This is a genomic window from Sphingobacterium sp. UBA7038 (assembly GCF_002494055.1).
GTDB classification, from domain to species: Bacteria; Bacteroidota; Bacteroidia; order Sphingobacteriales; family Sphingobacteriaceae; genus Sphingobacterium; species Sphingobacterium multivorum.
On record NZ_DLAV01000039.1, the window covers coordinates 465,908 to 491,478 of the forward strand.

At 40.5% G+C, this 25,571-nt stretch carries 24 protein-coding genes; 10 read left to right on the plus strand and 14 right to left on the minus strand.

From position 1 onward, the window contains the following. The first annotated feature begins 215 nt into the window (after positions 1-215). The gene (locus B3H30_RS23540) at positions 216-731 is read left to right on the plus strand and encodes a hypothetical protein (RefSeq protein ID WP_286834900.1); all 516 of its coding nucleotides are present in this window, start codon (positions 216-218) and stop codon (positions 729-731) included. A gap of 194 nt (positions 732-925) precedes the next feature. Then, on the plus strand, positions 926-1,279 hold the full coding sequence (locus B3H30_RS23545; protein WP_115048125.1) for a YtxH domain-containing protein: 354 nt from the start codon (positions 926-928) through the stop codon (positions 1,277-1,279). A gap of 205 nt (positions 1,280-1,484) precedes the next feature. Here B3H30_RS23545 and B3H30_RS23550 read toward each other — a convergent pair whose 3' ends face one another. From B3H30_RS23550 to B3H30_RS23565, 4 genes are all read right to left on the minus strand, one after another. After that, positions 1,485-1,646, minus strand: a complete 162-nt coding sequence (locus B3H30_RS23550; RefSeq protein ID WP_115048126.1) for an NAD-dependent epimerase/dehydratase family protein — start codon at positions 1,644-1,646, stop codon at positions 1,485-1,487. A 196-nt stretch (positions 1,647-1,842) separates the two neighbouring features. Further along, on the minus strand, positions 1,843-3,648 hold the full coding sequence (locus B3H30_RS23555; RefSeq protein WP_286709498.1) for an ABC transporter ATP-binding protein: 1,806 nt from the start codon (positions 3,646-3,648) through the stop codon (positions 1,843-1,845). Then, the gene (locus B3H30_RS23560; RefSeq protein ID WP_286709497.1) at positions 3,648-5,390 is read right to left on the minus strand and encodes an ABC transporter ATP-binding protein; all 1,743 of its coding nucleotides are present in this window, start codon (positions 5,388-5,390) and stop codon (positions 3,648-3,650) included. Before B3H30_RS23560 ends, B3H30_RS23555 begins: the two co-directional genes overlap by 1 nt. 24 nt (positions 5,391-5,414) lie before the next feature. Then, positions 5,415-6,236 carry an ATP-binding protein gene (locus B3H30_RS23565; protein ID WP_286709496.1) on the minus strand — a complete coding sequence of 274 codons (822 nt, stop codon included), beginning with the start codon at positions 6,234-6,236 and terminating at the stop codon, positions 5,415-5,417. 483 nt (positions 6,237-6,719) lie between these two features. On the opposite strand from B3H30_RS23565, the gene B3H30_RS23570 reads away from it, so the two are divergent. Together B3H30_RS23570 and B3H30_RS23575 are read left to right on the plus strand one after the other, a co-directional pair. Further along, positions 6,720-8,009, plus strand: coding sequence for a glycoside hydrolase family 71/99-like protein (locus tag B3H30_RS23570; RefSeq protein WP_070568815.1), 1,290 nt, complete (start codon positions 6,720-6,722; stop codon positions 8,007-8,009). Positions 8,010-8,351: 342 nt separating this feature from the next. Next, the gene (locus B3H30_RS23575) at positions 8,352-8,924 is read left to right on the plus strand and encodes a glutathione peroxidase (RefSeq protein ID WP_115049519.1); all 573 of its coding nucleotides are present in this window, start codon (positions 8,352-8,354) and stop codon (positions 8,922-8,924) included. A gap of 94 nt (positions 8,925-9,018) precedes the next feature. On the opposite strand, the gene B3H30_RS23580 is transcribed toward B3H30_RS23575, so the two are convergent. Next, positions 9,019-9,417, minus strand: coding sequence for a DEAD/DEAH box helicase family protein (locus tag B3H30_RS23580; RefSeq protein ID WP_070568598.1), 399 nt, complete (start codon positions 9,415-9,417; stop codon positions 9,019-9,021). 615 nt (positions 9,418-10,032) lie between these two features. Between B3H30_RS23580 and B3H30_RS23585 the strand changes: the two genes are divergently transcribed. Beyond that, positions 10,033-10,491 (plus strand): hypothetical protein, encoded by a 459-nt coding sequence (locus tag B3H30_RS23585; protein WP_070568595.1) that lies wholly within the window; start codon positions 10,033-10,035, stop codon positions 10,489-10,491. 318 nt (positions 10,492-10,809) lie between these two features. Here B3H30_RS23585 and B3H30_RS23590 read toward each other — a convergent pair whose 3' ends face one another. The 6 genes from B3H30_RS23590 to B3H30_RS23615 all read right to left on the minus strand — a co-directional run bounded on the left by B3H30_RS23590 (position 10,810) and on the right by B3H30_RS23615 (position 14,837). After that, the gene (locus tag B3H30_RS23590; RefSeq protein WP_070568592.1) at positions 10,810-11,112 is read right to left on the minus strand and encodes a hypothetical protein; all 303 of its coding nucleotides are present in this window, start codon (positions 11,110-11,112) and stop codon (positions 10,810-10,812) included. Between the two features lie 151 nt (positions 11,113-11,263). Beyond that, a complete protein-coding gene (locus B3H30_RS23595; protein ID WP_070568589.1) occupies positions 11,264-11,554 on the minus strand; it encodes an STAS/SEC14 domain-containing protein in 291 nt (96 codons plus the stop codon). A gap of 172 nt (positions 11,555-11,726) precedes the next feature. Beyond that, complete coding sequence (locus tag B3H30_RS23600; RefSeq protein WP_070568586.1) at positions 11,727-12,326, minus strand: DNA-3-methyladenine glycosylase; 600 nt, start codon at positions 12,324-12,326, stop codon at positions 11,727-11,729. 225 nt (positions 12,327-12,551) lie between these two features. After that, on the minus strand, positions 12,552-13,421 hold the full coding sequence (locus B3H30_RS23605; protein WP_070568807.1) for an alpha/beta fold hydrolase: 870 nt from the start codon (positions 13,419-13,421) through the stop codon (positions 12,552-12,554). Positions 13,422-13,654: 233 nt separating this feature from the next. Next, positions 13,655-14,251, minus strand: coding sequence for a DUF4142 domain-containing protein (locus tag B3H30_RS23610; protein WP_070568583.1), 597 nt, complete (start codon positions 14,249-14,251; stop codon positions 13,655-13,657). An 88-nt stretch (positions 14,252-14,339) separates the two neighbouring features. Then, complete coding sequence (locus B3H30_RS23615; protein WP_070568579.1) at positions 14,340-14,837, minus strand: DinB family protein; 498 nt, start codon at positions 14,835-14,837, stop codon at positions 14,340-14,342. Between the two features lie 353 nt (positions 14,838-15,190). Between B3H30_RS23615 and B3H30_RS23620 the strand changes: the two genes are divergently transcribed. Next, the gene (locus B3H30_RS23620; RefSeq protein WP_070568576.1) at positions 15,191-15,562 is read left to right on the plus strand and encodes a hypothetical protein; all 372 of its coding nucleotides are present in this window, start codon (positions 15,191-15,193) and stop codon (positions 15,560-15,562) included. Between the two features lie 114 nt (positions 15,563-15,676). Next, entirely contained in the window at positions 15,677-16,477 is an 801-nt protein-coding gene (locus B3H30_RS23625; protein WP_172462366.1) for an inorganic diphosphatase, read from the plus strand. 59 nt (positions 16,478-16,536) lie between these two features. Here B3H30_RS23625 and B3H30_RS23630 read toward each other — a convergent pair whose 3' ends face one another. After that, positions 16,537-18,399, minus strand: a complete 1,863-nt coding sequence (locus B3H30_RS23630; protein WP_286834901.1) for a PAS domain S-box protein — start codon at positions 18,397-18,399, stop codon at positions 16,537-16,539. 229 nt (positions 18,400-18,628) lie between these two features. Here B3H30_RS23630 and B3H30_RS23635 point away from each other — a divergent pair, with 229 nt between their 5' ends. From B3H30_RS23635 to B3H30_RS23645, 3 genes are all read left to right on the plus strand, one after another. Beyond that, positions 18,629-19,000, plus strand: a complete 372-nt coding sequence (locus B3H30_RS23635; protein ID WP_286834902.1) for a cation diffusion facilitator family transporter — start codon at positions 18,629-18,631, stop codon at positions 18,998-19,000. Next, positions 18,948-19,433: a cation transporter gene (locus B3H30_RS23640; protein WP_254667752.1), complete on the plus strand. Its 486-nt coding sequence runs from the start codon at positions 18,948-18,950 to the stop codon at positions 19,431-19,433. The genes B3H30_RS23635 and B3H30_RS23640 overlap by 53 nt, the downstream gene beginning before the upstream one ends. Before the next feature lie 262 nt (positions 19,434-19,695). Next, positions 19,696-20,634: an SPFH domain-containing protein gene (locus B3H30_RS23645; RefSeq protein WP_070568567.1), complete on the plus strand. Its 939-nt coding sequence runs from the start codon at positions 19,696-19,698 to the stop codon at positions 20,632-20,634. Positions 20,635-20,680: 46 nt separating this feature from the next. On the opposite strand, the gene B3H30_RS23650 is transcribed toward B3H30_RS23645, so the two are convergent. Together B3H30_RS23650 and B3H30_RS23655 are read right to left on the minus strand one after the other, a co-directional pair. Then, entirely contained in the window at positions 20,681-22,276 is a 1,596-nt protein-coding gene (locus tag B3H30_RS23650) for a RagB/SusD family nutrient uptake outer membrane protein (RefSeq protein ID WP_286768023.1), read from the minus strand. A 10-nt stretch (positions 22,277-22,286) separates the two neighbouring features. After that, positions 22,287-25,496 carry a SusC/RagA family TonB-linked outer membrane protein gene (locus B3H30_RS23655; protein WP_115049525.1) on the minus strand — a complete coding sequence of 1,070 codons (3,210 nt, stop codon included), beginning with the start codon at positions 25,494-25,496 and terminating at the stop codon, positions 22,287-22,289. Positions 25,497-25,571: the final 75 nt, after the last annotated feature.

The following is a 25,571-nucleotide window of genomic DNA, read 5'->3' on the forward strand; positions in this document are numbered from 1 at the left end:
GACCAAGTTTTCTCCAATAAGATTGTAGTCCTGTTATTTGAACTAAAATATCAAATCTTTGAACCAAATCAAAAAACCATTTTTCTTATTCTATTGCAACTTTGTAGTGTTCCATTAAAGGGTTGTTATTCCATGGATTGTGCCGTGAAAGCCTGACAACGACCTTACATTACAGGAACATTTTTTTGAAATTATCAACGTTAAAAATAGAAAAAATGAATTTATCAGGTTTAGGAGTTTTCCACACAGTTATTGGTCTTACAGCACTTTTAGGCGCTGTATTAGGTTTTATCAGCTATGGCAAGATCAATCTTAAAGTATTATCGGGGAAGTTATATTTTTATGCGACAGCCATCACTTCTCTTACGGCATTAGGAATTTCGAAACAGGGTGGCTTCAATGCCGGGCATGTTTTTTCACTCTTCATCTTGGTTCTTGTCACGGTGGCCTATTGGCTGCACGCAACAAAGAAAAGTAGGACGAAGGCCCGGTATTTTGAGAATTTTCTATGGTCATTCAGTTTTTTCTTGTCGCTGGTGCCTGCTGTTAATGAGATCTTTACCAGAGTTCCAGTCGGACGTCCCTTGGCAACGGATATAAATGATCCAATTATTGGACAGACTCTTCTTTTCCTTTTTGTGCTTTTTATTATTGCGGTCATTTTTCAATACTTCAAACAAAAGAAAATTAACACTGAATTGGGGTCAGAACTAAAAAATCGAATCCAGTAGATCTATTTGATCCGGGCCGTTCCCGAACGATCATCTTTAGCGCTTTTCGATTCATGTGATGCTGTAATCTAGTTGTACACTATTTAAAATATGACAAACTAATCTTTTGCTTTTTTTGTTTGGTCTTGTAGAAGTTTAACAACATAATCATTTTGAAATATATGCTTAATTACGATTGTCTAAAGAATTTAAAGATGTGCAATGGAAAAAATAATTCAACGGGATTACTTCTCGCAATGGTGGCGGGAGCAGCAGTTGGTACATTGGTCGGTCTATTAGTGGCACCGAATAGTGGAAAAAAAACGCGGAAAAAAATCAAGGAAAAAACAAGAGACCTCAATGAACAGGCAAAACACACATTCGAAGAAGTAGCCGATAAAGTGAAAGAAGAGTATGATCATGTGTCATCCTCGATTAGCGAAACAGCAGGCCATGTGGCTGATAAGGTCTCAAATGAATTTGATAAGTATAAAGATCAAATAAGTGAAAAGACCGCCGAAGAAACTAAAGCGATTAAAGATACAATTAAAGATCAAAAAGGAAAATAATCTTTGTTGTTTCAAACAGCAGACCGGATAATAGCTATTGCTTGGTCTGCTGTTTATTTTTTGATCTCCGCCCCTAAAATTATAATGTCCATACCTAGATGGACCGTTTTACTGAATCCAACGGCCATTCGATGGTCACGGTTAGCTTTCACTAACTTAGTGAAAGCCCGCTCGAAATTCCAGGGGCGAAAGTTTGGTTTTTGTTTTAAACAAGATCGCCACGGATTACCTGAGCACCTAAATTGGTGATTATTTCTGCTGATTTTTCTGAGCGTGCTAAACCAGATACTTGATGTCCCGCATCGATCATTTCTTGAACAACTGCTGAACCTATGAAGCCCGAAGCTCCAGTTATAAATACTTTCATAATCTTTTTTTTCTTGAGACAAAGTTCTGTGTAAAGTTGACGGCAGATGTATCCAAATGTCAGAGTGTTGTAGCCATCTTTCAGAAAATCGATGATCTCGCATTTTGCAAGCCGCCGTACTTTTCAAAAAAGATCTTCTGCCAAGAAATAAATACAGTATTCACGAAATAAGCAGGGTGTTAAAGCTTCGGGATGATCAGTCGAACTGTCCCATATACAAACGATAGTATTTACCTTTTTGCTTTAGCAATTCTGTATGCGAACCGAACTCGGCGATTCTCCCTTTTTCGATCAGACAGATGACGTCGGCATTCTTGATGGTCGAGAGTCTATGGGCAATGACGAAGCTTGTTTTGTTTTGCATTAACCGGTCAATACCTTCCTGAATAGCGATTTCAGTTCGTGTATCGATCGAGCTGGTCGCTTCATCCAATATTAAGATTGGCGTATTGGCAATAGTTGCCCGGGCGATGTTAATTAACTGCCGTTGTCCCTGACTCAGATTGGCTCCATCATTGGTCAATTCGGTTTTATACCCTTGTGGCAATTGCATGATAAAGCTATCCGCTGCGGCAAGCTTCGCTGCCGCTATCACTTCATCATCTGTTGCGCTGAGCCGGCCATACCGGATGTTTTCCATAACCGTATCGGTAAACAAATGGGTGTCCTGAAATACAATAGATAGTTTTTTACGCAGTTCATTGCGGTCCAGCTTAAAAATCGATGTCTTATCTAACAGAATATCCCCGGATAGCAAAGGGTAGAAGCGAGGCAGCAAATTGATAATTGTCGACTTGCCAGCACCAGTTTCACCCACAAAAGCGATCTTTTGACCTGGTTTTACGTCGATGTCGATATCAAATAAAACCTGTTTTTCCGGTACATAACCAAAATTTACATGCGATAGTGTCACTTGGCCCTGCACCGGTGCCGGCATTGGCTGCGGATCGACGGTTTCACTTTCAGGAGCCGTGTCAATAACGGCAAAAATACGTTCTGCGCCCGCCAACGCTGCCTGTAGGCTATTGTATTGACTGGAAATCTCATTGACAGGCCGTCCAAATTGCCGTGCATACTGTAAAAATGCAGTTAATCCCCCTAAATCGAATCCACGTGTGATCACTAGAATACCACCTGCGATGGTAGTCAGCGCGTAGTTAATGGTGCTCATATTCGCCATCAAAGGCATCATCATGCCAGAATAAAACTGTGCCTTTGTTGCTTTTTCCCGGAGCACTTGATTAAGCTGTTCAAATTGTTCGATGGCGGCGTTTTCGTGCCCGAAGACCTTCACCACTTTTTGTCCGCTGATCATTTCCTCTACATAGCCATTGGCATTGCCGAGTGCAGCTTGGTTGGCGGCAAAAAAACGCTTGCTTTTGTTGATGATCAGTTTCGCCAGATATAACATAAGGGGGATCATGATCAATGCAATAATAGATAGGATAGGGCTGATATACAGCATGAGGGCGAGTGTCCCCAACAAGGTAATTGAGCTGATTAAAAGTTGTGTAATGCTATTATTTAGGACGTCGCTTACGGTATCCATGTCATTGGTGAAGCGACTCATCAGATCACCATGTTGATGGGTATCGTAAAACTGCAAAGGTAGGTACTGCATGCGGTCGAACAGCTCATTTCGGAGGTTGGAAATCGTTTTCTGTGCAACTTTTATGGTCAGCCGGTATTGCAACATGTTGAAGATTCCTGTAGCGATATAAATTCCGATCATGACGAGGGCGATATGTCCTAGACCAACAATATCTTTTTTAAGTACATAATTGTTGATTGCAGGCCGTAAAAGGTAGTTGCCCGCTAGTGTTCCCGCAGTTCCCAGCAAAAGTGAAATTAAAATCAGCAGAAGCATCAGCCGTTGCAAAGACAGGTAGCGCATCAATCGCCATAAAGCCCTAAATCCCTGTTGGGGCTTTTCATTTTTAATGCGTCTTGAACTTCCGGGGCCGGGTAAACTCACGGGGATGGATTTGTTTGAGGTACTCATTAGGCTTCTTCTTTTTGCAGGTGTTGGGACTGATAAATTTCCTGATAGATGGTATTTGTTTGCAGAAGTATCTCGTGTGATCCGGAACCGACAATGCGGCCTTCTTCCATGACCAATATCTGGTCGGCGTGCATGACGCTTGAAATACGCTGTGCAATAATCAATTGTGTGGTATCCTGCAGATAATTTTTTAAACCTTCACGTATTTTTCGGTCGGTGTCGATGTCCACAGCACTTGTACTGTCGTCCATAATTAAGATTTTAGGTTTCTTCAATAAAGCCCTGGCAATACATATGCGTTGTTTTTGTCCTCCCGAAACATTGACGCCCCCTTGTCCTAGTAGCGTGTGATATCCGGTGGGGAAGGAGCGTATAAAATCGTCTGCACAGGCAGTCCTGGCAGCAGCATAAATATCCTCATCCGTTGCCTGCTCATTTCCCCATTTGAGATTTTCTAAAATAGTTCCTGAAAAAAGTTGATTTTGCTGCAAGACAATCGCAATCTCGCTGCGCAGTTCCTGTAGTTGGTAATTTCTGACATCGATGCCATCGACCAACACGCTACCTTCTGACACATCATACAGTCGTGGGATTAATTGTACCAACGTGCTCTTTCCGGAACCTGTGCCACCTATGATAGCTAAGGTACTCGCAGGCTTCACGTCGAAGCTAATGTTGTCGAGGTTGGGTTTCTCACTTTGTTTGTTGTACCGAAAAGTGACTTGCTGAAAGGCGATCCGTCCTGCTGTGATAGCGTATCTGTTTTGGAGACCTTCCACCGTATCCGATAAGGAAGGCTGTTTCTCTAAAACTTCTTCAATTCTATCACCCGAAGCGATTGCCCTTGAAATCATCATGAAAGTCAATGAGAGCAACATCAAAGAAATAAGGATCTGCGTGATATAACTTAGAAAGGACATCAGTCCACCAAGCGCAAGCGTTCCGGTCATTACTTTCTGTCCGCCAAACCAGGTCACGGCAACAAGCGACAAGCCCATCACCAATTGCATAACAGGCATAATAAGGACAACGATGCTTGAAGCTTTGGTCGCAACATCCATCAAGTCGAAATTGACTTTGTCGAATTTCTTTTTATCAAAATCCTGGCGGACAAAAGCTTTTACCACCCGCACATTGAGTAGATTTTCCTGCACAACACTATTGACACGATCGACCGCCTGCTGCATCTTGATAAAAAAGGGGAGCCCTTTGCGTAATAATATGAAAATGCTTAAGGCTAATATAGGCAACGCAATGGCCATTACGATCGACAGATCCTTATTTATAGAAACCGCAAAGATAATGGCAAAAACCATCATAAGGGGTGCCCTTAGGAGCATACGCAAGCACATCATCATGACTTGCTGCATCATATTGGTGTCGTTGGTGAGCCGCGTAGTAAGCGACGCCGAACTGAAATAATCGGTATCCGCAAAAGCAAAAGATTGTATTTTTCGAAACAGGGCAGTCCGGAGATTCGTCGCAAAACCCACAGATGCATGTGCAGAGTAATAGATGTTGCACAAATTGGCAACGATGGCAACGATGGCTAACCCGATCATGGCCAATCCAATTTTCAAAATGTAGTTGATATCTTTATGCAAGATTCCGTCATCGACAATAATAGACATTAGACGAGGTTGTACAATTTCGCAAAACACATCAATTACAACGAAAAAGGGAATAATCAAAAAAGCCTTTCTAAATGACTTGGTATAAGGGGTAAACGTGGAAAGCTTCATCTACTTGTATATCCATTAAATCATTTAGTCCAGTTTGTATGCCTGAACGCTGTTACTCCTAACGGTAGGCACATAAAGCATACCCGAAGATTTGTCGTAACCGATATCGGCAGCATTTATCTTCTTGTCCCGTGTATCAAGCAATACCGTATTGGAGCCGTCAGGTTTGACATGATAGATCAGTCCTTGCCAGCCCGAAATTACAAATTCGTTGGGTTTAATTTGTACGACACCGTCCAATCCACCTTCCATACCTTTCAATATTACAGTGGTATTTTTATCCTGATCTATCTTAACAAGAGCACCATCCGATAACACATACAAGTCTTTGCCGAAAGCCAGCAGTCCGTTTGCACCTTTGAGATTTTCGGCATATAGCATAGGGGTGTCATTTTCAATGCGATATACTTTTCCAAGTCGCGTATCACTCACATAAACAATACCCTTTGAGTCAACTGTAATGTCATTGAGCAGCTCAGCACCATCGATGGTAATTCTTTTAACGATGCTTGCTTTATCTATATCGATGACGGCAATCGATTTAGCGAATGCTTCCGCTGCATAGAGCCGGTTTTTGTAGATTCCTAAGCCCAAAACAGCATTTAATCCTGTCACCCAATCTTTTTTGATAAATTTTCCGTCCATATCCAGTTTACTAATGAATGCCGTTGTGTTAGGTTCGAAGGCAATCGTATTTGAAACATAGAGTACTTTGTTTTTGGCATCTACCCAAACGGACTCTGGAGATCTTAGGGTAGTGTCCGATTGCCATTGAGGCGTTAAAGACTTCTGTCCAAACAGGACTTGTACAAACATGATAAGGGTTAATGTTAACGTAATTTTCATAGAAAATCGGATTGGTGTTTATATTAGTTTAATTTATTCGAGTTAAAAAACGACTACTCAAATGAACTTTTGGTCTTCTGTTAAAGAATAAATAGTTGTAGTCAAAAAAACCGACCATTGAGCTCCTTTAATATACAGCATTTAGATCGTATTGTTTTCTTTTTCGAAAGAAAACCCCATCAGATCGCTTAGATCAATACTTCTTTATAGATAAATTGCTGTAATATTTCTTTTCAATATACGGCAAAATTGCTTTAGGCCCACCAATATATTTATAAATAATTTTTCGTTTCATACCCATTTATAGAAGCTATTAATTTCTTGTTAATAGTTCATTAATGGTACCTCATAACTTTGATTTCGAGAATAAGCCCAATAAAATTTTTGGCCTTTCAAAACAGCGAAGCAGTATGGGCACCAGCATTGAAATAAACCAATATGTATAAACCAGTTTCAACCATTTATAAAAAAAATCACTTGATTATGAGTATTAAAAAGCAAACAAAATTATGTGCGGTCTTCTTGTTGGCAACTTTGCTGGCGTCCTGTTCGAAGAGCGAAAAGATGATGGAGCAACCGCTCCCGAAAGAGGAGGCCAAAAAGGCAAATGGCAATAATGGAGTTTCCGCGACAGGCGATGTTGTTGGCCAGATTACTGTGGGATACCAGGGCTGGTTTTCCTGCGCTGGCGACAATTCTCCCATGGGAACACATTGGTGGCACTGGACCGAGGCCTGGCAACAGACGCCGTCCCAGGGTAATTTCCATATTCCTTCTTGGCCCGACAATAGTGAATACCAAAAAAAATACAACAGCAATTTACCGGCGTTGGGCAATGGTTCACCTGCGTCTTTGTTTTCTTCATTTGACGATCGGACAGTCAATGTCCAGGTTAAATGGATGAAGGATTATGGTATCCACACGGCGGCATTGCAGCGATTTAATCCCACAGGGATAGAAGGTCCCATTCGCAATGCCATTACCGCTAAAGTTAAAACTGCCGCCGAGCAACACGGTGTCAAATTTTATATCATGTATGATGTGTCGGCCTGGGTTAATATGCAGGCTGAGATAAAAAATGATTGGCTAAATCTAATGAAACAATATACTCAGTCTCCAGCCTATGCCAAACAGAATGGCAAGCCTGTGGTCGGTATTTGGGGATTTGGTTTTAATGACAACAACCATCCCTGGTCGGCGGCCGTCTGTCTGGATGTGATCCAGTGGTTTCGCGACCAAGGCTGTTATGTCGTGGGCGGCACGCCAACACATTGGAGGCTGGCACAAGCAGGGGGAGATTCGAGGCAGGGCTACATCGACGTTTACAAAGCATTTGATATGTTGTCGCCTTGGATGGTAGGACGTATCGGAACCATTGCAGACGTGGATCATTATGCACAGCATATCCAAAATGCTGATCTACAGTTTTGTAATTTAAATAACATAGACTATCAGCCCTGTGTATTGCCGGGCTCACTGCAGGAGGGGCAAAGAAAACATGGTGATTTTATGTGGCGACAATTCTATAATCTGACTTCGCTCGGTGTCAAGAGTATGTATGTGTCTATGTTTGATGAGTACAACGAATCCAATCAGATCGCGAAGACTGCTGCAACCCAACAGGATGTTCCGGTTGGGCTGGGGATTAAATCCATGGATGAAGATGGGACTGCTTGTTCTTCGGATTACTATCTCCGGATCACAATGGACGGTGGAAAGATGCTAAAGGGACAGATACCGCTGAACCCAAATAGACCAACCTCCCCACAATAAGTCAACTTTTAACGAACACAATTGGTTTATATAGTTTAATAGTGCGGCCGAATCTTCGTTATGAAGATTCGGTTTTTTATAGGGTTTTATTATCCGATCAGAAAAGCACTTTTCATTTTCAATTCAGACTTTCTTTAGTAACTTTAATCTATGATGAACGTTGCGCTTACCGTTTATAAAACTTCGCAGCATACGTTTTGTCTTGTACAGCGTTGGTCGGCAAGGTTGTCATGTACCATCCTTGGTCCTAGGTCCAAGGGTATTCATCGACCTAAATTCAGACGATGTTGGGGTGGTTTCGTGTAGCTATAGATTGTCATGTTTCAAAAAAAAATAAAAAAAATGCTCTTTATAATTTTATTCATCGTGGCGGTAATCGCAGCAGGTGTAGCCTATTATTTATTCACCAATGGTAATGTTAAAGTAGATATGGCCTTGAAGTCAGCTACGCTATATGATTTTAAAGTGAAGGGGTTGGATGGCTCGTCCATCGATTTTGCGCAGTTTAAAGGTAAAAAGATACTTGTTGTAAACACCGCTTCTAAATGTGGATTTACACCACAGTACGAGGGACTCGAACGCTTGTATAAAAGATTTAGTGATAAGTTGGTCATTGTAGGTTTTCCATCAAATGATTTTTTAGACCAAGAACCTGGTAAAGATGCCGAAATAGCTGCTTTTTGTCAACGGAATTACGGCGTAACTTTTCCGATGGCAGCAAAGATTGATGTTAAAGGAAAGCGGCAAGCGCCTATTTATCAGTGGTTAACAAATAGAAGCTTGAACGGCGTAGAAAGTTCTGCTGTCCTGTGGAATTTTCAGAAATATCTGATCGATGAAAACGGCAGGCTTATCAAGCATTTTCCTCCAAAAACAGATCCCGAAGATCCAGCAATTGTAGCGCTGATCGATTAGTTAGACAGCGTTCATTCAACTTTCTTTAAACAGTTGAAAGTCCGCGGTAGTGGCTGGCTGCAGAATGGGAGAAATTCTTTTTTAACTTATTTCTTCACCGCCACTTGCTTACCTGCAGTACTTTTTCATCCAGCTGCGCAGCCAATGATTTCACCCGCGCTTTTAAGATCAATTTTCTACCAGCAATTGTTTGGGTAAAAATTAATTCACAATTCCCTACATGTGCTTCCCACTGCACGGTATCCGATTGAAGAAAAAGTTCACAAAACCGTTGTATCCATTGGTTACGGATTGCACGTGTCGGTGCGAGAATTAGCGTTGGTTTATTGATGCGTATAGCAACTTCAAGCCCCAGGACCGTCTTACCTGAGCCGGGAGGTGCCACCACATGTAAATGACCATCTTTAAGATGCTCCTGTAATTCTTCAAGTACCCGTAATTGGTATTTACGCCATGGATATTTGAATTTAATTGCTTTAGGGTACTCAGTCAATAGATTCGGATAATTTAAAATTTACACCATATTGCAGCGCAATATACCAATTTAGTTGAAATTACGATTTGTTGGAGAGGCTTGTGAAATTACCTCTATTGACCTCGAATTTAGGCGACGATATGGAGACTATGTTTTCTTTAAGTTAAATATTGTATATGCTCGCCGAGGGAAAAAAACAACCATTTTATCCACGATAGAGATACTTTCATAGTGCGTTTAAAGCACTTTCAAGGCACTAACCCCTTGTACCCGAACAGTGCTATATCCGTGCTTTATCTGTGCTTAGCATGTGCTTCATCTGTGCTTGATCTGTATAGCCTCCAAAAATGGGCTCTTTTTAAGCCCTGAATTTCAGCAGGTGGTTAATTAAAAGTTGAAAATAAGCAGGGTGGATTTTGGCTCCGTTTTGTCTGCTGTTAGGCTTATTAGATGGCATAATAATTACTATTCGCCGAGATTGACTTTATATTCGTGTATCAGTGCCAGAAAATAATTTGATATCTTTGTAAGCGTACTTGAAGGAGTTGTCAATGCATAAACAAAACGTTATCTCGGTTATATTATTCATAAAACCAAGAAATCAGCAACAGCAATTGTAAAATACGAAGTAATATGGGAAAAATTATATTCAGATTTTGGTTGGTTAATGTATTGATAAGTGTCGCGCTATTTATACTGTACCGACTTGTTATCGCAGAGACGGATACGGCTGCTACGGGATTTCTCGAGACAATCATCGTTATTCTGGATATTATTGTCAATTTGGGTTTTTCAACAATTTATCTTTTCGCGGTGATTTTATGTTCCTTACTATTTTTTCTAAATCATATCGAAAAAATTCGCCGTAATAAAGGATTATCGTTTTTGACATTTTCGGGAATACCGGCTGTTTGCCTGATCTTACTGATCATTTATATTTTGGTTGGATTTTATAGATATCATATGGTTCTTGACCCGTTAAAAATGCTGCTTCTGTTCTCCGTTATTTATCTAGCCAGCACCATCTTAGAATTTATCCTGTTCCGGAAAATAATCGAAAAACAGCAGGCTGACCCGAAAGTTCAGCAATAAATCGCGTTGTTGTCGTTGGTCGCACTAGTTCTTTAATCAAAATTGGCTGAGTTCAGATAACCCGATGATCTGAATGTTTCTAAGATGTGATTTGCTTCAGCTTGATCCATATCATTCGCGAACTTTATTGTTTTAAAACCATATTCAAATCGAATAGTACCTCTATTTTTAAAACGGTGATAAATCATTCCTGCGGCTTAAAAAAATGAACTCAAGAGGTTCTTCCTCAACATGAAAATGCTTTACTTCGCGTAGATCAAATGCCTTGTCCCTGAAGAATATATCATTTTTTCTGGCAATACTGATCTGCTCACGGTCTTACAAGATGATTTCTTTGCCAATTAAATACCACAATAAGGTTTTAATAACAAATAAACCGACAATGGTCCAACCGGCTAACCAGACTATCGTAAATAGACGATCAAATCCCAATCCCTTAGTTCCGTTATTAAAAAAGTCATTTAGGTAGGCTGAACCAACAAACATGAATCCAACAGCCCAGGCGACCAGCCACAAACTCAGGAACATCATGACAGGCACATGTTTTTTTGCCGGAATGGTAATCTGATATCCGTTTGGCGTTTGCTCAATGATTGCTATACCATCATAAGGTCTTTCCATGGTAGTAAGTTTTTACTTGTTTAAAATGGGTTAATTTATTCAGCGCTAATATGCGAAAAATAGAAGAATAAAGAATCAACTTTTTATCATTAAATCGGAGTTGAATCAGGAGAATTCTACTACTAATCAAGTAGGCTTAACTAACATATCATCAGTTTGTTGTATGGTTATTTTCAATAAATGCTAATGCTTCTTCTAACTGATTTTCATCAAAATAACGCTCTTCTAAAGCCGAGTTAAATAGATGGAGTATCTTGTTTTCAATATGGATTATTGACTTCATGAAATCTGAATGAGATACAACGGCACAGCGGCCGATTTTTCCGAAATGTTTAATTCCCCATAATTCACCTTCAAAAAATGCTTTTAATTTCATGTCTTTAATCACAGCCATACCTGTAACTTTAATCAAGATGTTAACATGCACATAACCTTCATTCAATTTTTCTTTGAAAAGCTGCTATATCAACAGCGCATCAGGTTCTGTAAATGATCCGAGTATTTCCAAGGCAAGCGCATTTCCCTTTAATTTTTTTATTTGATTGATCATATTGGTTTTTTATTTTTATGTAACTATCGGTAGCGAAGTTAACAGATTATAGCATGCAACTGGGTTATCCCTTCCTGGCGTATCTACTGTCCTTTACAAAAAAACGCAGGGGTAGGACTGCGTGCTCCTGAGCATAAGCGATACCGATTCGTGCTGCTTTTCCGATTTGTGCTGAACTGTATTTTATTCCCTGATCTTCAATCCATATGCTATCACCGGTCAATAATGCGCTATTAAATGAGGCGTCAATTCCCAAAGCTTTAGCTGTAGATCCCGGTCCGTTGGAGAAGGAGGGTTTTTCGGGTCGCACAGGTCTCCGCAATGCCATTACGTCAATGCCAACCAACGGTTCAATCCCTCTAATTAGAACGCATTGGGGATCGTCTGCTCCAGAAGTCACAATATTCAACAGATGGTGAATACCATAACAGAGGTATACATAGGCGACGCCACCTTCCTTGTACATCGGCTCGGTTCTCGATGTTCTCTTTCCGTTAAATGCATGGGATGCTTTATCCATAATGCCAAAGTAAGCTTCGGTCTCGACAATTCTACCCGCTGTTACCAGGCCATCTTTTTGCGTATAGAGAACTTTTCCTAACAGATCTTCCGCCAGGAATATGGTATTTGTATTAGTGTAATAAGATTGAGGTAGTTTAACCATTTTTTATCCTTCTAACTGTCAACGATTATGTTCGTCGCATGACGGTGATTAAATATAGAGAAAATCATTTGATTCGCTATTCATTAGCCAATCAAATGATTTCAGGGCTTATATTCAGGAGCAGATGAAAAGCCTGTTTATCTTAATTTTCGTGTTTCCTTAGCAGATGTTATTGGTAAGACGGCACAGTTTGACAAACAATAAGTACAGTGTATGCTGTGTGGATTATTTTAAAAAGCTATTCAGATAACCTAAAATGCTACCAGTTTGGCCTATCAGGCTGACGTGGCTTTGTCCTGGGATAATAGCTAATTGGGATTTCGGCATTTGTCCAAAGTCACCAACTACTTCACCGCCCAATAATTGATATGTTTTTACCAGCTCGATCTTGTCTAGACCGTCGTTGTCTCCAGCAATCAAGAGTACAGGTGAAGATATTTTGGCAATATTTGCGTCTCCCAGATCATATGGTTGCTGTGCCAATGAGATCATCTGTTCCAAAAATTTTGTCCACTTTGTTTTGTCGGGAGCAACGGTTTCATAGGCTTGCTGCATCGGACTATTTTCAAATAATGCTGGTTTCATGTTCTGGAAGGCTTTGTTAATTTCCGGCATCCATCCCTTACTTTTATAGGTAGCAGAAATAATGACTAATTCATCTAAGCGCTTCGGATACTGAATGGCAAATTGGTAGGCTACTGCCCCTCCAAAGCTGTAGCCAAGCACTGCAGCATGTTCAATTTTCAGATAATCCATCACTTTGGCAACATCAGCTGCAAGTATGGCGTGGTCAAATTTTCTATCAGAATAGGGTGAATGGCCATGGCCCTGCAACTCAATGGCGATGACTTTCCTGTTTTTTGACAGTTCGGGTATGAGCTGACTCCAGTTTGTGCTGATGGTCATAAAAGCGCCGTGTAATAATACAATCGGTTTTCCAGTACCATAAATTTCATAATATACCTTGCTGTCCTTAAGGTGTACTAAACCTTGAGCCGAGGGTTTAATTTGGGCATAAGATTGCATAATAGTAATCATCATAATGATATAAAGTAATGATTTAAAAATAGTATTGGTTTTGATACGTGTGTTCATAACGAATTTATTTAAAATGTACATGACAAATATCATTACGATTTCCCAGGAAAATACTGTGGAAATACGACAAATATAGGGGCGATTGCGTCAGAAACGCAAGCAGACAGTTCGGTAAAAAAAGATCGGAGCGCGATAATACCCGAGGAGAGGATTTCGTATCGCTGGGGCAGTTGAGGTGTAATTAAAAAAGACAGGGACCAATATCCTATACCAGCCCCTGTGTTTTGCTATTATTTCAACTTATCTTTTACACTTTTAGCATGATCTAAGTGGTTTCTAAGTGTTGGTAGAGTCTTATCTACAAACGCTTTCAGCTCGGTATCTTTAAGATTTTTACTAGCGTCCTCAAACAGCTTGATATCCTTTTCATGGTCTTTAACCATATCTTCGATATACGATTTATCGAAGTCTCCGGGCGACTTTTTGGACAATTCATCCTTCAAATTTTGCTCATCTGTACCCAAGGTGGCTGGTAGCGTGATATTTTTTGCTTGTGCAAGCGTTGCAAGTTCATCATTTGCTTTGGAATGATCTCTAATCATCATTTCGCCGAAGGCTTTTACATCCAGATGCTGGCCTTTTTCCTTTGCCAGTTTTCCAAGTTCTACCTCAGCCATGCCACCGTTCGCTGCTTCAGTAACGAATTTTGCATCGTCTTCACTGACAGCAACAGGCGTCGTTGCCGTATTATTATCGTCTATGTTTTCTGGTGCTTTTGTTTCGTTGATACTGTCCGCTGTTTTTTTGCTGTCGTTATTTGCATTGCCGCAACTTTGGACAGCAACAATAGAAAATGCAATTGCTAGGGTCAAAAATATTCTTTTCATGATCTTATGAGTTTTGATTTCTAGATAAACAGTGGTCAAAACAGTATCGTTTCAAAAAAATGACCAACGCAACTATCTCATATTACATTCACGTGTTTTTTAGCTTCAAAAATTTAATAGTGATACCCAGCTGACCCAGGTGGTAAAAATCGTGATGGATAAGGCCTGTCAGGAGATATTTAAGGTTATGCGGGAAATCAGGATTCGCATGTTTATAGGGTTGTTCGAGGAAGGAATCGTCTTTGCGGTTGAGAAAGTGAATAACGTGTCGCTGACTATCCCAGAAATCTTCCAACAGCTTTTTCCAGCCTGTTGTCTTCAGTTCGTCATTCGTTCGCCAATTCCTAGCTTCGTTCATTTCGAGTCCCCGTGGATTTCCCTTCAATCGGCTTAGAACCTCCTTACGCCATTCAATGAGATGCGACATCAGTTCCGCTACACTGTGCATTTCTGGGATAGGACGCTCATAAACAGATGATTCGGTCACCGTAGCTAATTTTTTTTCAAAATTTTCATCGATCCATAGATCGGCGTGCTCCACATCCTTTAATTGCTGAATGATATCTTTTATCAGAATAGTGCTCATAATGACTTAGTTTTAAAATGATTAAGTTTGAGATTTTAGAAAGTAAACCGAACTATACAGGAATTAGTTTTAACCAATTGTGTATTCGTTTAAAATGCTAACATCGTACTGAAGAATTCCAGCTAGCAACGCTGGAATAGTTGCGGAGTGAAAAGGTTCTATGGAGGATGTAATCAGTAGACAAACTATTATTTGCTGAATCTTGTCCTTCTATCGAGATTCCCTAGGAAAGGCAATCGCTTTATGATCCGGGCTCATACCCGCGTTTTATGGTCTCGAACAATCGTATTGAAATGGCTGATCAAAGATCCACAGCACGTCTGTCTATCAACGAATTAATGAAATAGGCTAAATTGTTAGAATCCGAAGGCAAATTGGAGGATGCTGTCAAAAACTATCATACAGTTATCGCAAAGGATAAGCTGTATACCGCTGCATATAATCGGCTCATGATTGTATATCATAGGCAGAAAATGTACAAGAAAGAGCTAAGTACCATAAAGAAGGCGCTCGCTGCCTATGAAAATGATCTGTTGAAAGATCAGCGCAAATGGAAGAAGCTGAACGGTGGGTCAGCGGACTTAAGTCAGCGTTTGGCCAAAGTACTGGGATTAATGCAGGAGGATGGCCTTCCAAGATATGAAGAACCGCAAGTCATGGCCTGGAGAAAGCGTTTGGGAAGGATAGAGCAATCTATCAAAAAGGCAAAAGGTGTAAAGACCTAGACGCTTTAAATTTGTTATAAAATCGTAAACGAAATTGTAGATGCTACTGTTCACTATAAAACTCATTAGTTTTAATAAGTCGATATTGAGCCGAAACCCATTTTAGAAATGACGATGAAATACATATTCTGCACGGTTGAAACACCCAAAAATTCAAATGCTAAATACAACTATGAGCCAAAATGTGGCGGATTTGTTCTAGCAAAATACCTTCCTTTGGGCTCAGTTTTCCCCTATGATTTCGGTTTTATCCCGGGCACGGTAGGAGAGGATGGTGACCCTTTGGATATTATCGTTATTTCGGAACAAGGGACGTTTCCTGGCTGTATATTGAAATGCAGAATAATTGGTGCAATAAAGGCGATACAGCAAAATAAAGATGGCGACACTGTAGAAAATGACCGGTTTTTGGTTGTGCCAGAGGCTTCAGCCGTCTTTGGTCACATTCATCGTGTCGCCCAATTGCCTGAAACCGTGCTCGATGAACTGCAACAGTTCTTCATAAATTATAATAAACAGGAAGGCAAAAATTTCCAGCCTTTGAAAATTCTAAGTGCTAAAGATGCATGTAAGGCAATAGAAAAAGCAAAAAGTAACAGTCAGCCCATCAAAAAAATTGAACTTTTTCTTCCACTCTACGATGCGTCGGGAACACCCTTCTCCGCTCAACTATTTCAGGATATTGGTAAGCAGCTCATTAAAGACTTTGGCGGGATAACAGCTTATACGCGTGCCCCTGCCATTGGTATATGGATCGATCCTAAAAAACAGCCAATTAAAGACGAGAATGTGGTTTATGAAATCATGGTTGCTGAAATCGACCATGCCTACTGGAAACAATTCAAGAAAAAACTTGAAATACAATTTGCCCAGAAAGAGTTAGTTATTAGACAAAGTGAGGTCGGGCTGCTCTAGTCGGTATATTAATACTGTAGATCTGCTGGAATGTAGATCTAGTAGGCTTATAGATTTATTTAGTTTGAAGCGTAGGTGAACGGAAAATCAAAATAGAAAATAGATCCCTTATCCTTGGCGCTTTGAACGTGTATCTGTGAACCATGTTTTCGCAGGATTTCTGCGACCAAATATAGGCCGATGCCAAATCCAGATATGTTAGAAGTATTTAGGTTATCCACCCGATAGAATGATTTAAAAATATTTTTTTGATGTTTGGGCTCGATTCCAATCCCTTCATCCTGAACATATATACGTACTTTTTCGCCTATTATCTGCGTGCCAATAATAATCGTTCCGCCGTGGGGAGAGTATTTTATGGCATTGTTAAGTAAGTTGGCAAAAACCTGATCCATTTTGGGCCAGTCAGCTAAAATATGAACGGTAGGATCGCAACGCAGTTCAATGCTGTGCCGATTCGTTTCCAAATCATTAATACAGTCTCGCATTAATTTGTCAAGCTGAAAAATGGTTTGGTGAAGTTGCAATTTTCCTTCGTCTACCTCCGTTATACTTAGAAAATCCGCAATCATGAGCATCATTTTTCTTACTTGGGATTCGATCTTAGTTCCTATCTGGGCACTTTTTTCACCAAATATAGTTGCATGCTGTTGCATCATCTGCGCACTCATCAAGACTGTGGTGAGCGGTGTTTTGAGTTCGAGGCTTGCTACGGATATAAACGTATTTTTTCGCTTCTCTTCCTGCTTTTTTTCGCTGATATCCCTTGCAATTTTTGATACACCAATGATCTCGCCGAGATCGTTTTTTATGGGGGATATCGTCAGCGACAAATCGACCAATTTGCCTGATTTTGTCTGCCGAACAGTTTCAAAATGCTTGATGGAATGTCCCATGCGCATTCGCCCCAGGATATAATCTTCTTCAGAATGCCTATCTCGTGGAATTAATTTTAGGATGGACTGACCGATCATTTCCGCATTTGAATAGCCAAAAAGATTCGTCGCAGCGTCGTTCCAGCTGGTTATAATACCGTCTAGTGTCTTTCCGATAATCGCATCGTAGGATGAGTTAACAATGGCTGCGAGTTCGGCACTTTTTTCTGTCGCTTTTTTCTGATCTGTCACATCCATAAGCGCTCCGATAATCCTGCGCGATTCTTTGCTGCCGCTAAAGAAAGCCGATCCCGTGATTTTTACAAAGGCAATCCCATGTGTGATAGGTCTTATAATGCGGCAGGTAAACTCAAAATGGCCGTCCATTTTATTTTCGCTCAGCCCTTTCATTTGCTGGAAAATAGCGGGTTGATCTTCCGGATGGATGAGCGTTATCATCGCTTCTTTCTTTTGGATTGGGGCAGAAAGTTCCAAAATTTCTTGAGCCTGTGGGGAAAGTTGAACTATTCCTTTCGCAGCGTCCCAATCCCAGGTCCCTAGTCCGGTAGAGGCGATGGCAAGGCGAAGTCGCTCTTCCTTCTCCTGTAGGATTGCTGTGAGTTTATCTCTTCTTTTTTCTGCAAGTACGGCTTCCGTAACATCTTTGGTAAAACACATCGAATGGACAAATTCGTCATCCTTCATCAAAGCACTGGAATTTATAACAACATGCTTTATATCTCCATTTTTGCACCTCAGACTTGCTGGATAATCCTCCACACGTTGATTATTTAAAAGCATGTGTAGGATTTTCGAAATGGTATCCTGATCTGTGTGAAAGTCTGCAATGGGGAAACCAATATATTCTTCCTTACGATAACCAAGAAGGTCAAGTTCAGCTTGATTGGCCCAAATAATAACCCCTTCCCGGTTAACCCAATGTAGTGCTAGAGATGCACTGTCGATAAAGTCAGTTAGTTCAGTAATCCGGTTGTTGAGCTCGAGATTTTCAATTCGTAATTGTTCTCTTTGTTCGGAGCTGTTCATAAAGATGTCGTATGGTGTTATAAAGACAATTATATGGATATAAAACTACTTTAAAAAAGGTAAAAGTACGGGTCATCTTAATGATAAATAACAAAAATCGCACTGAACTATGTTTGAAGGTATTTAAAGTAAACAAAAATTGGGTGACGGCAGTTTGAAAGTAATAATATCGAATAATTTTAAGTATAATATTTCATGGCGGACAGCAAAAAATAGAGGCTATTATATCATGGACAATAATAAAACATCAATTTACAGTGCCCTTGCTGCCAATCTTCTGATAGCGCTGACCAAATTTATCGCCGGATCTTTTACCAACAGTTCTTCTATGATTTCTGAAGGAATTCATTCCACAGTTGATACGGCTAATCAGCTGTTGATATTATATGGATTGAAACGTAGTAAAAAGGCGCCCGACCAGTCTCATCCCTTTGGTTATGGAAAAGAGCTTTATTTTTGGTCCTTTGTCGTTTCTATTCTCATATTCGGTTTGGGGGGGAGCGCTGTCCATCTATCAGGGATTGATGCATATACTGGAGCCCGAATTGATGAAAGATCCTTTCTGGAATTATATCGTCTTGATTCTCTCGCTTATTTTTGAGGGTACTTCTTTTATTATTGCTGTAAAAGCATTCAACAAAACCCGAAAGGGGGTTGGCTGGTGGGATGCGATCATTAAAAGCAAAGACCCCTCCAGTTTTCTTGTTGTTTTTGAGGATGGAGCAGCAGTGGCGGGACTATTGATTGTCATGATCCTCATGTCGCTAAGCCATTCCCTGCAGATTCCCGAATTGGATGGATTAGCTTCTGTAATTGTTGGGGTGCTGTTGGTTTTTGTTTCGTTTATTCTCGCCAGGGAAAGTCGGAGCTTGCTGTCTACCTATCAGCCTCCTGAAGACGTTATATTGATGCTTATCATTGATTTTAAGGATGATCTTGATACAGAAGATATTACCGAAGCAATTGCCCGCATCCGTACACGCATTAAAACCGAATTTCAATTTATCCATTATGTCATTATCCAACCAGAATAAATATTAACCGCCAATTAACCTTGATAGCTATTTTAATAGCAGCTGCTTCGTTTTGAAAGTGAGCTTTTGCAAGGACATCGCGGGGGACTTATGCCAAGATTGCAAAGAACACAGCGTTGGCTAGCACAGTAAAATGTAGCGTTGGCCTATCTTTAGGATGGATAACCGAGTTTCGGAACTTTATCGAAAAATTATGTAAGAAGTAGAAGAATGAGAATGTAAACGTGTAAGTTTGTAGATCACCAATATTAAATTTAAGGTTATGCTATATTTAGGAATTTTGGTCTTTTTTGGACTTATTACATTATTTGCTTCATTTTATACGGTAAAGCAAGAGTCTGCAGCCGTGATAGAAAGGCTGGGTAAATTTTTAAAAGTAAGTCATGCAGGTTTGCATTTAAAAATTCCATTTTTGGATCAGATCGCTAAGCGGCTGAATCTTAGGATAAAGCAATTGGATGTCATAATTGATACCAAAACATTGGATAATGTTTTCATTAAGATGAAAGTTTCTGTTCAGTATCAGGTAATCAGAGATAATGTAAAAGACGCGTATTATCGTCTGGAGAATCCCGAAAATCAGATTACATCGTATGTTTTTGATGTTGTGCGTGCTGAAGTTCCAAAAACAAAATTAGATGATGTTTTTGTAAGAAAAGACGATATAGCCATTGCTGTAAAAAGTGAATTGCAGGATGCGATGCAAAGCTACGGTTACGATATTATCAAAGCATTGGTGACAGATATTGATCCTGATGAACAGGTGAAACATGCTATGAACAGGATCAACGCTGCTGAACGCGAAAAAACTGCCGCAGAATATGAGTCTGAGGCGCAAAGAATACGAATTGTTGCCGTTGCAAAAGCTGAAGCAGAATCTAAAAAATTACAGGGGCAGGGGATTGCAGACCAGCGAAGAGAGATTGCGAAGGGATTGGAAGAATCGGTAAAAATGCTGAATGCGGCCAATATCAATGCACAGGAAGCTTCTGCCTTAATTGTAGTGACGCAACATTATGATACGCTGAATGCCATTGGAGCCAATAGCAGAAGCAATTTGGTCTTGCTTCCAAATTCGCCAACAGCAGCAAGCACTATGCTGAATGATTTGGTAGTTTCAATGGCTGCAGCACAAAAAATTGATGGGCATACTAGTGCGCAATTGCCTGAAATTCCTAAAGATAGCAGTCGGCAGGAATAAAACAAAGGTAGCGTGGTATAAGCGCTACCCTTGTTTTATTGTTTCATTAGTATCCCGGGTTTTGGATCAGATTGGGTTCGACTTGAAAGCTACTTTCGTGGAAAGGCCAGAGGTATTGATGTTTCAAAAATTTTCTATCTTCAATTTTAAGCACCTCAGATTTCCCGTCCGCACTTTGTCGCATATGACCCAATGCAGGTTGATTAAGAACTACTTCTGCTGTTTTCCATCGAAGAATATCACTATAGCGCAGCCCCTCACCGGCAAATTCGACTCTTCGTTCATTGCGAATTAAGTCAATCCATTCTTGTTGAGATCTCACCGTAAGATTGACATCTGCTACATTCATATCGAGTCCTGCACGTTGTCGAATCTGATTGATACAGCTTTTCGCTAATTCATCTACGTTATTCAACATAATTTTGGCTTCGGCATAGGTCAATAACACTTCTGCGTAGCGTGCCAAAGCAAAGTACATATTACCTCCCGTCCGAAATGCATCAGCTTCATCGACAAATTTCTTAAACCAATAGCCCGATCGGCTGCTTCGTAAGTTTTGATAATAGAATAGACTCTTTGAATCATAAATATCTATTTTTTCTTTGTTGAATAGGTCGCCCTGCCCAAAAATACTTGCTGTGTAACGTGGATCGCGATTTAATTTGGGGTTGAGCTCATATTCCTGCTTGCTGTGTAAGGGGCATTTGTCAATCGAACGTCCTTGTAGTGTCCAATAACTATCAACCAAAGACTTCAAAGGAACGACATAAGATTGCCCATTTCCGGTCTTATATTGTGGGGCAAGATGCTGAAAGGAATTTGTAGCAGAATTATTGTGGCTTTCCATGTCAAATTTGATGATAAACTCCTTATTGGTCTTGTCAGCTTGATAATTGAATAGGCTAGCATATTGGGGGTGAAGTTGATATTTGCCACTGTCCATTATTTCCTTCGCAAGGGTTGCGGCAAGCTCATAGCGTCCATTGTAAAGAGCATATCGCATGACCAACGTTTTGAAGGAGTATTTGTTGAACATATAGGCGTTTGTGGTACCTTCATTTTCAGGGAGCCTGTTTGCCACATCTTGGCTCATTTCAAATAGTTTGTTCAGTATTTCAGCTTTCGGCGTTACTGGAGGTATTGCTTCTTCAAGTGTAACCGGGACTAGGACAAAAGGTACGTCACCCCAAACTTCAGTGATCCTGAAATAATGCCAGATACGTAGTGCTTCTAAGATTGCTTTATATTTTTGTCTTATCGACTCATTTTCCACATAGGGAATGTCAATATTCGCGAGGTAAGTATTGATCCGCCCCACGTGTTTATTATATAATGTCCAATAGTACTCAGCCAAACGTGCGTTGCTTGTCATATTGCCATTGGCAATGATCATATGGTGGTCTGTCTCTATTCTAGCATAGGCGTTATCGCTACGACCATCTAACATATAGAAGAGCAGGCGACGTTCTCCTGGTCCCATAAAAACATCCAAATAACTACTGTAGACTACCCGACGTAAATCTTCTTCGGTATTGAAGAACTCGTCGAAGGATGTTGCGGTAGGATCTCGTTTATCAAGAAATTTTTCGCAGCTACTTAACGTTGCTAGCGCAATTATCAAGGTTAAAATTTTCTTTTTCATTAGCATAGTTTTAAAAAATACTCGCACTCAGTCCAACACTGTAGGTTGCCATACGTGGATAATTTCCGTTCCCATCATTTGTTCCAGGACTATCGACATCAATACGTTCGGGGTCAAGACCTTCCCATTTCGTGAACGTGAATACATCCTGCGCATTAACATATATTCTAAAATTTTTGATGCTTTTGCCGATTTTAGGAAATGTATAACCAAGCTGAAGAGACTTGATACGGAAAAAGGCAGCATTGCTAAGCCAAACATCACTAAGTAGGGTATTGGGGCTTGGCCCCGTCCAAAGACGTGGAAAACGGCTATTCGGATTGTCGGGGCTCCAATGGTTTGCTACATATTCGACACGCGGTGCGCCGAGATCGTTACTGTTTCCATCAACATACACCGGATAGGCCTCTTGTCCGATCAAGCGGCCCGTGCGCTTTCCGATCCCCTGACCCAATGCTGAGAAATCCCAGCCTTTATAGCGAAAGTCCAGATTTATAGCATAGTTATAATGGGGAAGAGGGTCTGCCAGATAGCTGCGGTCCTCATCGTTGATTATACCATCCTGATTTTTATCCACGTAGCGGATGTCGCCAGGTTTTGAATTTGGCATTTTAGCGGGCGTTGCGTCAACTTCCGCCTGCGTTTGGAAATAGCCATCAGACTGGAAGCCATAATAATTGTTGATTGGGACACCTTTGTACCAGATTCGGTTATTATCGCCTTTAAAGATCAATCTATCGTTTTCATTGTAGCCCGCTTTGAGCATTCGGTTGCGGTTATCAAAAATCATTCCACCAATCGTATACGAAAAATCGTCCTTTTTGTCGGACCAGCTTGCTGACAGCTCCCAACCGTTATTTTCCACGGCACCGATGTTGACCGCAGATTCCAGACTATTTGATCCCGTGAGCGGAGGGACGGCAAATTGGTCATAAATAAGATCGTATGAATTTTTATGATAAAGCTCTGCCGTAAAGGATAGTCTATTTTTAAATGCATTGACGTCTAGGCCCAGATTCCATTGCTTCTGTTTCTCCCAGGAGAAATTTGGATTGGGAACACGTATTGTCCAGCCCCAGGTATTAACAGATTCCTGCCAGAGGTATGGCGCTACATTTTCGTTTCCGATAAGTCCATAGGAAGCTCGTATCTTAATATTATTAACTGTTCCCGATTCGAGAATAGGTTTAAAAAAATGTTCGTTATGTAAGTTCCAGGCGAAAGCTCCCGAGGGAAAAAATCCCCAGCGATGACCGGGGGCAAACTTGCTACTCCCGTCTGAACGTCCAGTCAACTCTAAAATATAGCGGTTGTTAAAGGAATAATTTAATTTACCGAAAAAAGAAGCTTTGCTGATTTCTCTAAAATCGGTGAAGGTGTAATTCATGACTTCTGAACCTGCGGTTAGATAGATCTTGTCTTTGTGCTGGCGGAGCTCTTTGTTAAAGTTAATCAGCATCCGAGCGGTGAGCTGGCTTTCACTAACACCTTGCGAGGCATTGACATCATTTCCCCAAATTGCTGCCGGAGCACCATTTTCATCAAAGAACTTATAGGTCAACCTTTTTTGTTTATTGGCCGATTTGTTAATCATGTAGGAGACATTTCCCTCAATATTGAAATTGCTGTTGATGTTATATTTGGGACGTAAGTTGATGGTACTACGATCGTACATATTGTTTTTTGTGCCACCGTGTTTTATTGAAGCAATTGGGTTGATGTTATTATGCAGGATATAGTGTTCGGGGAGGTCAGAATCATAAAAAATTTGTTGCGTTGGGTTCAGGCGCCAGGCCTGTTTATAAAGGCCGTGCCCATCATCGTTTGCCAAAAGACGATCTACCTGTAGACGGTGCGCATAGAAATCGGCCATTAATACAAATTTATCGGCAATGTTGATATTTGTATTGAAACGTGCCGAAAACTTTTGAGTACCTTCAATCTTATTGAGGCCATTTTCTTTTATATGGCCAAGCATTAAATTAAAAGTACCAACCCCACCACCGCCAGATATACTTGCGTTATTATTCATTGCTGTCGACGTTCGTTCCATGACTTGATCGAGCCAATTGACTTCTTTTAATTCTCCGGAAGCATATTTGTTGATTGTTTCTTCGGGGTAGATCGCAGATTGTCCCTGTTGGATTAAGGTTTCGTTCCGCAATTTCATAAAATCAACGGCTCCGACAAATTTTGGAAGATCAATGGGTTTATTGACTGCAAACCAGTTGTTGGTAACGACTTTAAACTGTCCTGTCTGTCCGCGTTCTGTTTCGATGATGATAACGCCATTTGCGCCACGGGAACCATACATAGAAGCGGAGGCGGCATCTTTTAAGACGGTAATGCTTTTAACCTGATTCGGGTCAATATCATGTATGCTCTGTTCCATACCGTCTACGATGACCAAAGGATCTGCATTTTGTAAGGTACTGATTCCGCGAATAGAGATGGTGCCCGGAACACTTCCTGGCATACTGTTTCCGCGCATCATTGTGACTCCTGGAATCGTTCCTGAAAAAGCATCCTGCATTTTAAAAATTGGACGATTTTTTATTTTCTCCATATCCATTTGTGATACGGAAGATGCAACGTGCTTTTTGTCTACTTCGGAGAAGCCGACGACCACCACTTCATCAAGCCCCACTTCATCTGCATCCATAATAACATTTAGCTCCGATTTATTGTTAATCGGGATTTCAAGCTGTTTGAATCCGACTGCACTAAAAATCAGGGTTCCTTTTTTGCCATCGGGCAGTGTCAGTTGGAACTCTCCTTTCGTATTTGACGAAGTTCCTGTATTGGAACCTTTTAGCAGGATGCTGACAGCAGACAATAGATTTCCCTTGGTATCATGTACTTTTCCTTTTATGACTTGTTGCTGCAGATTGGATATGCCGGAGGTACTTTGTTCTGGCAAAGAAATATCTTCATTTTTACGCTTGATAACAACAGTACCACGATGTAACATGTAATAGAAAGCGCTGCTTTTGAAAATTTTATCTAAAGCCTTATCGAGTGATACATCTGTGATTTCAACCGTTGCTTTTTCGTTTTTTAGTAATCCTTCTTTAAAGATAAAATGTATACCAGTCTGTTTGGTAATGCTTTCCAGGACAGTCTCAATCTTGGTATTTTGGGCATGTAAAGTTATCTGAGCGGAGCTTGAAGCGTAGGCGCCCATCATGGATGTCGCCAATAAGATTCCTGTCAGTTTCATTTTTAATAAATGGTTCAGAGTTTTCCCTTTGTCAACGGGACATAAGGTCCCTTTTGAATAAAATAAATTATTCAT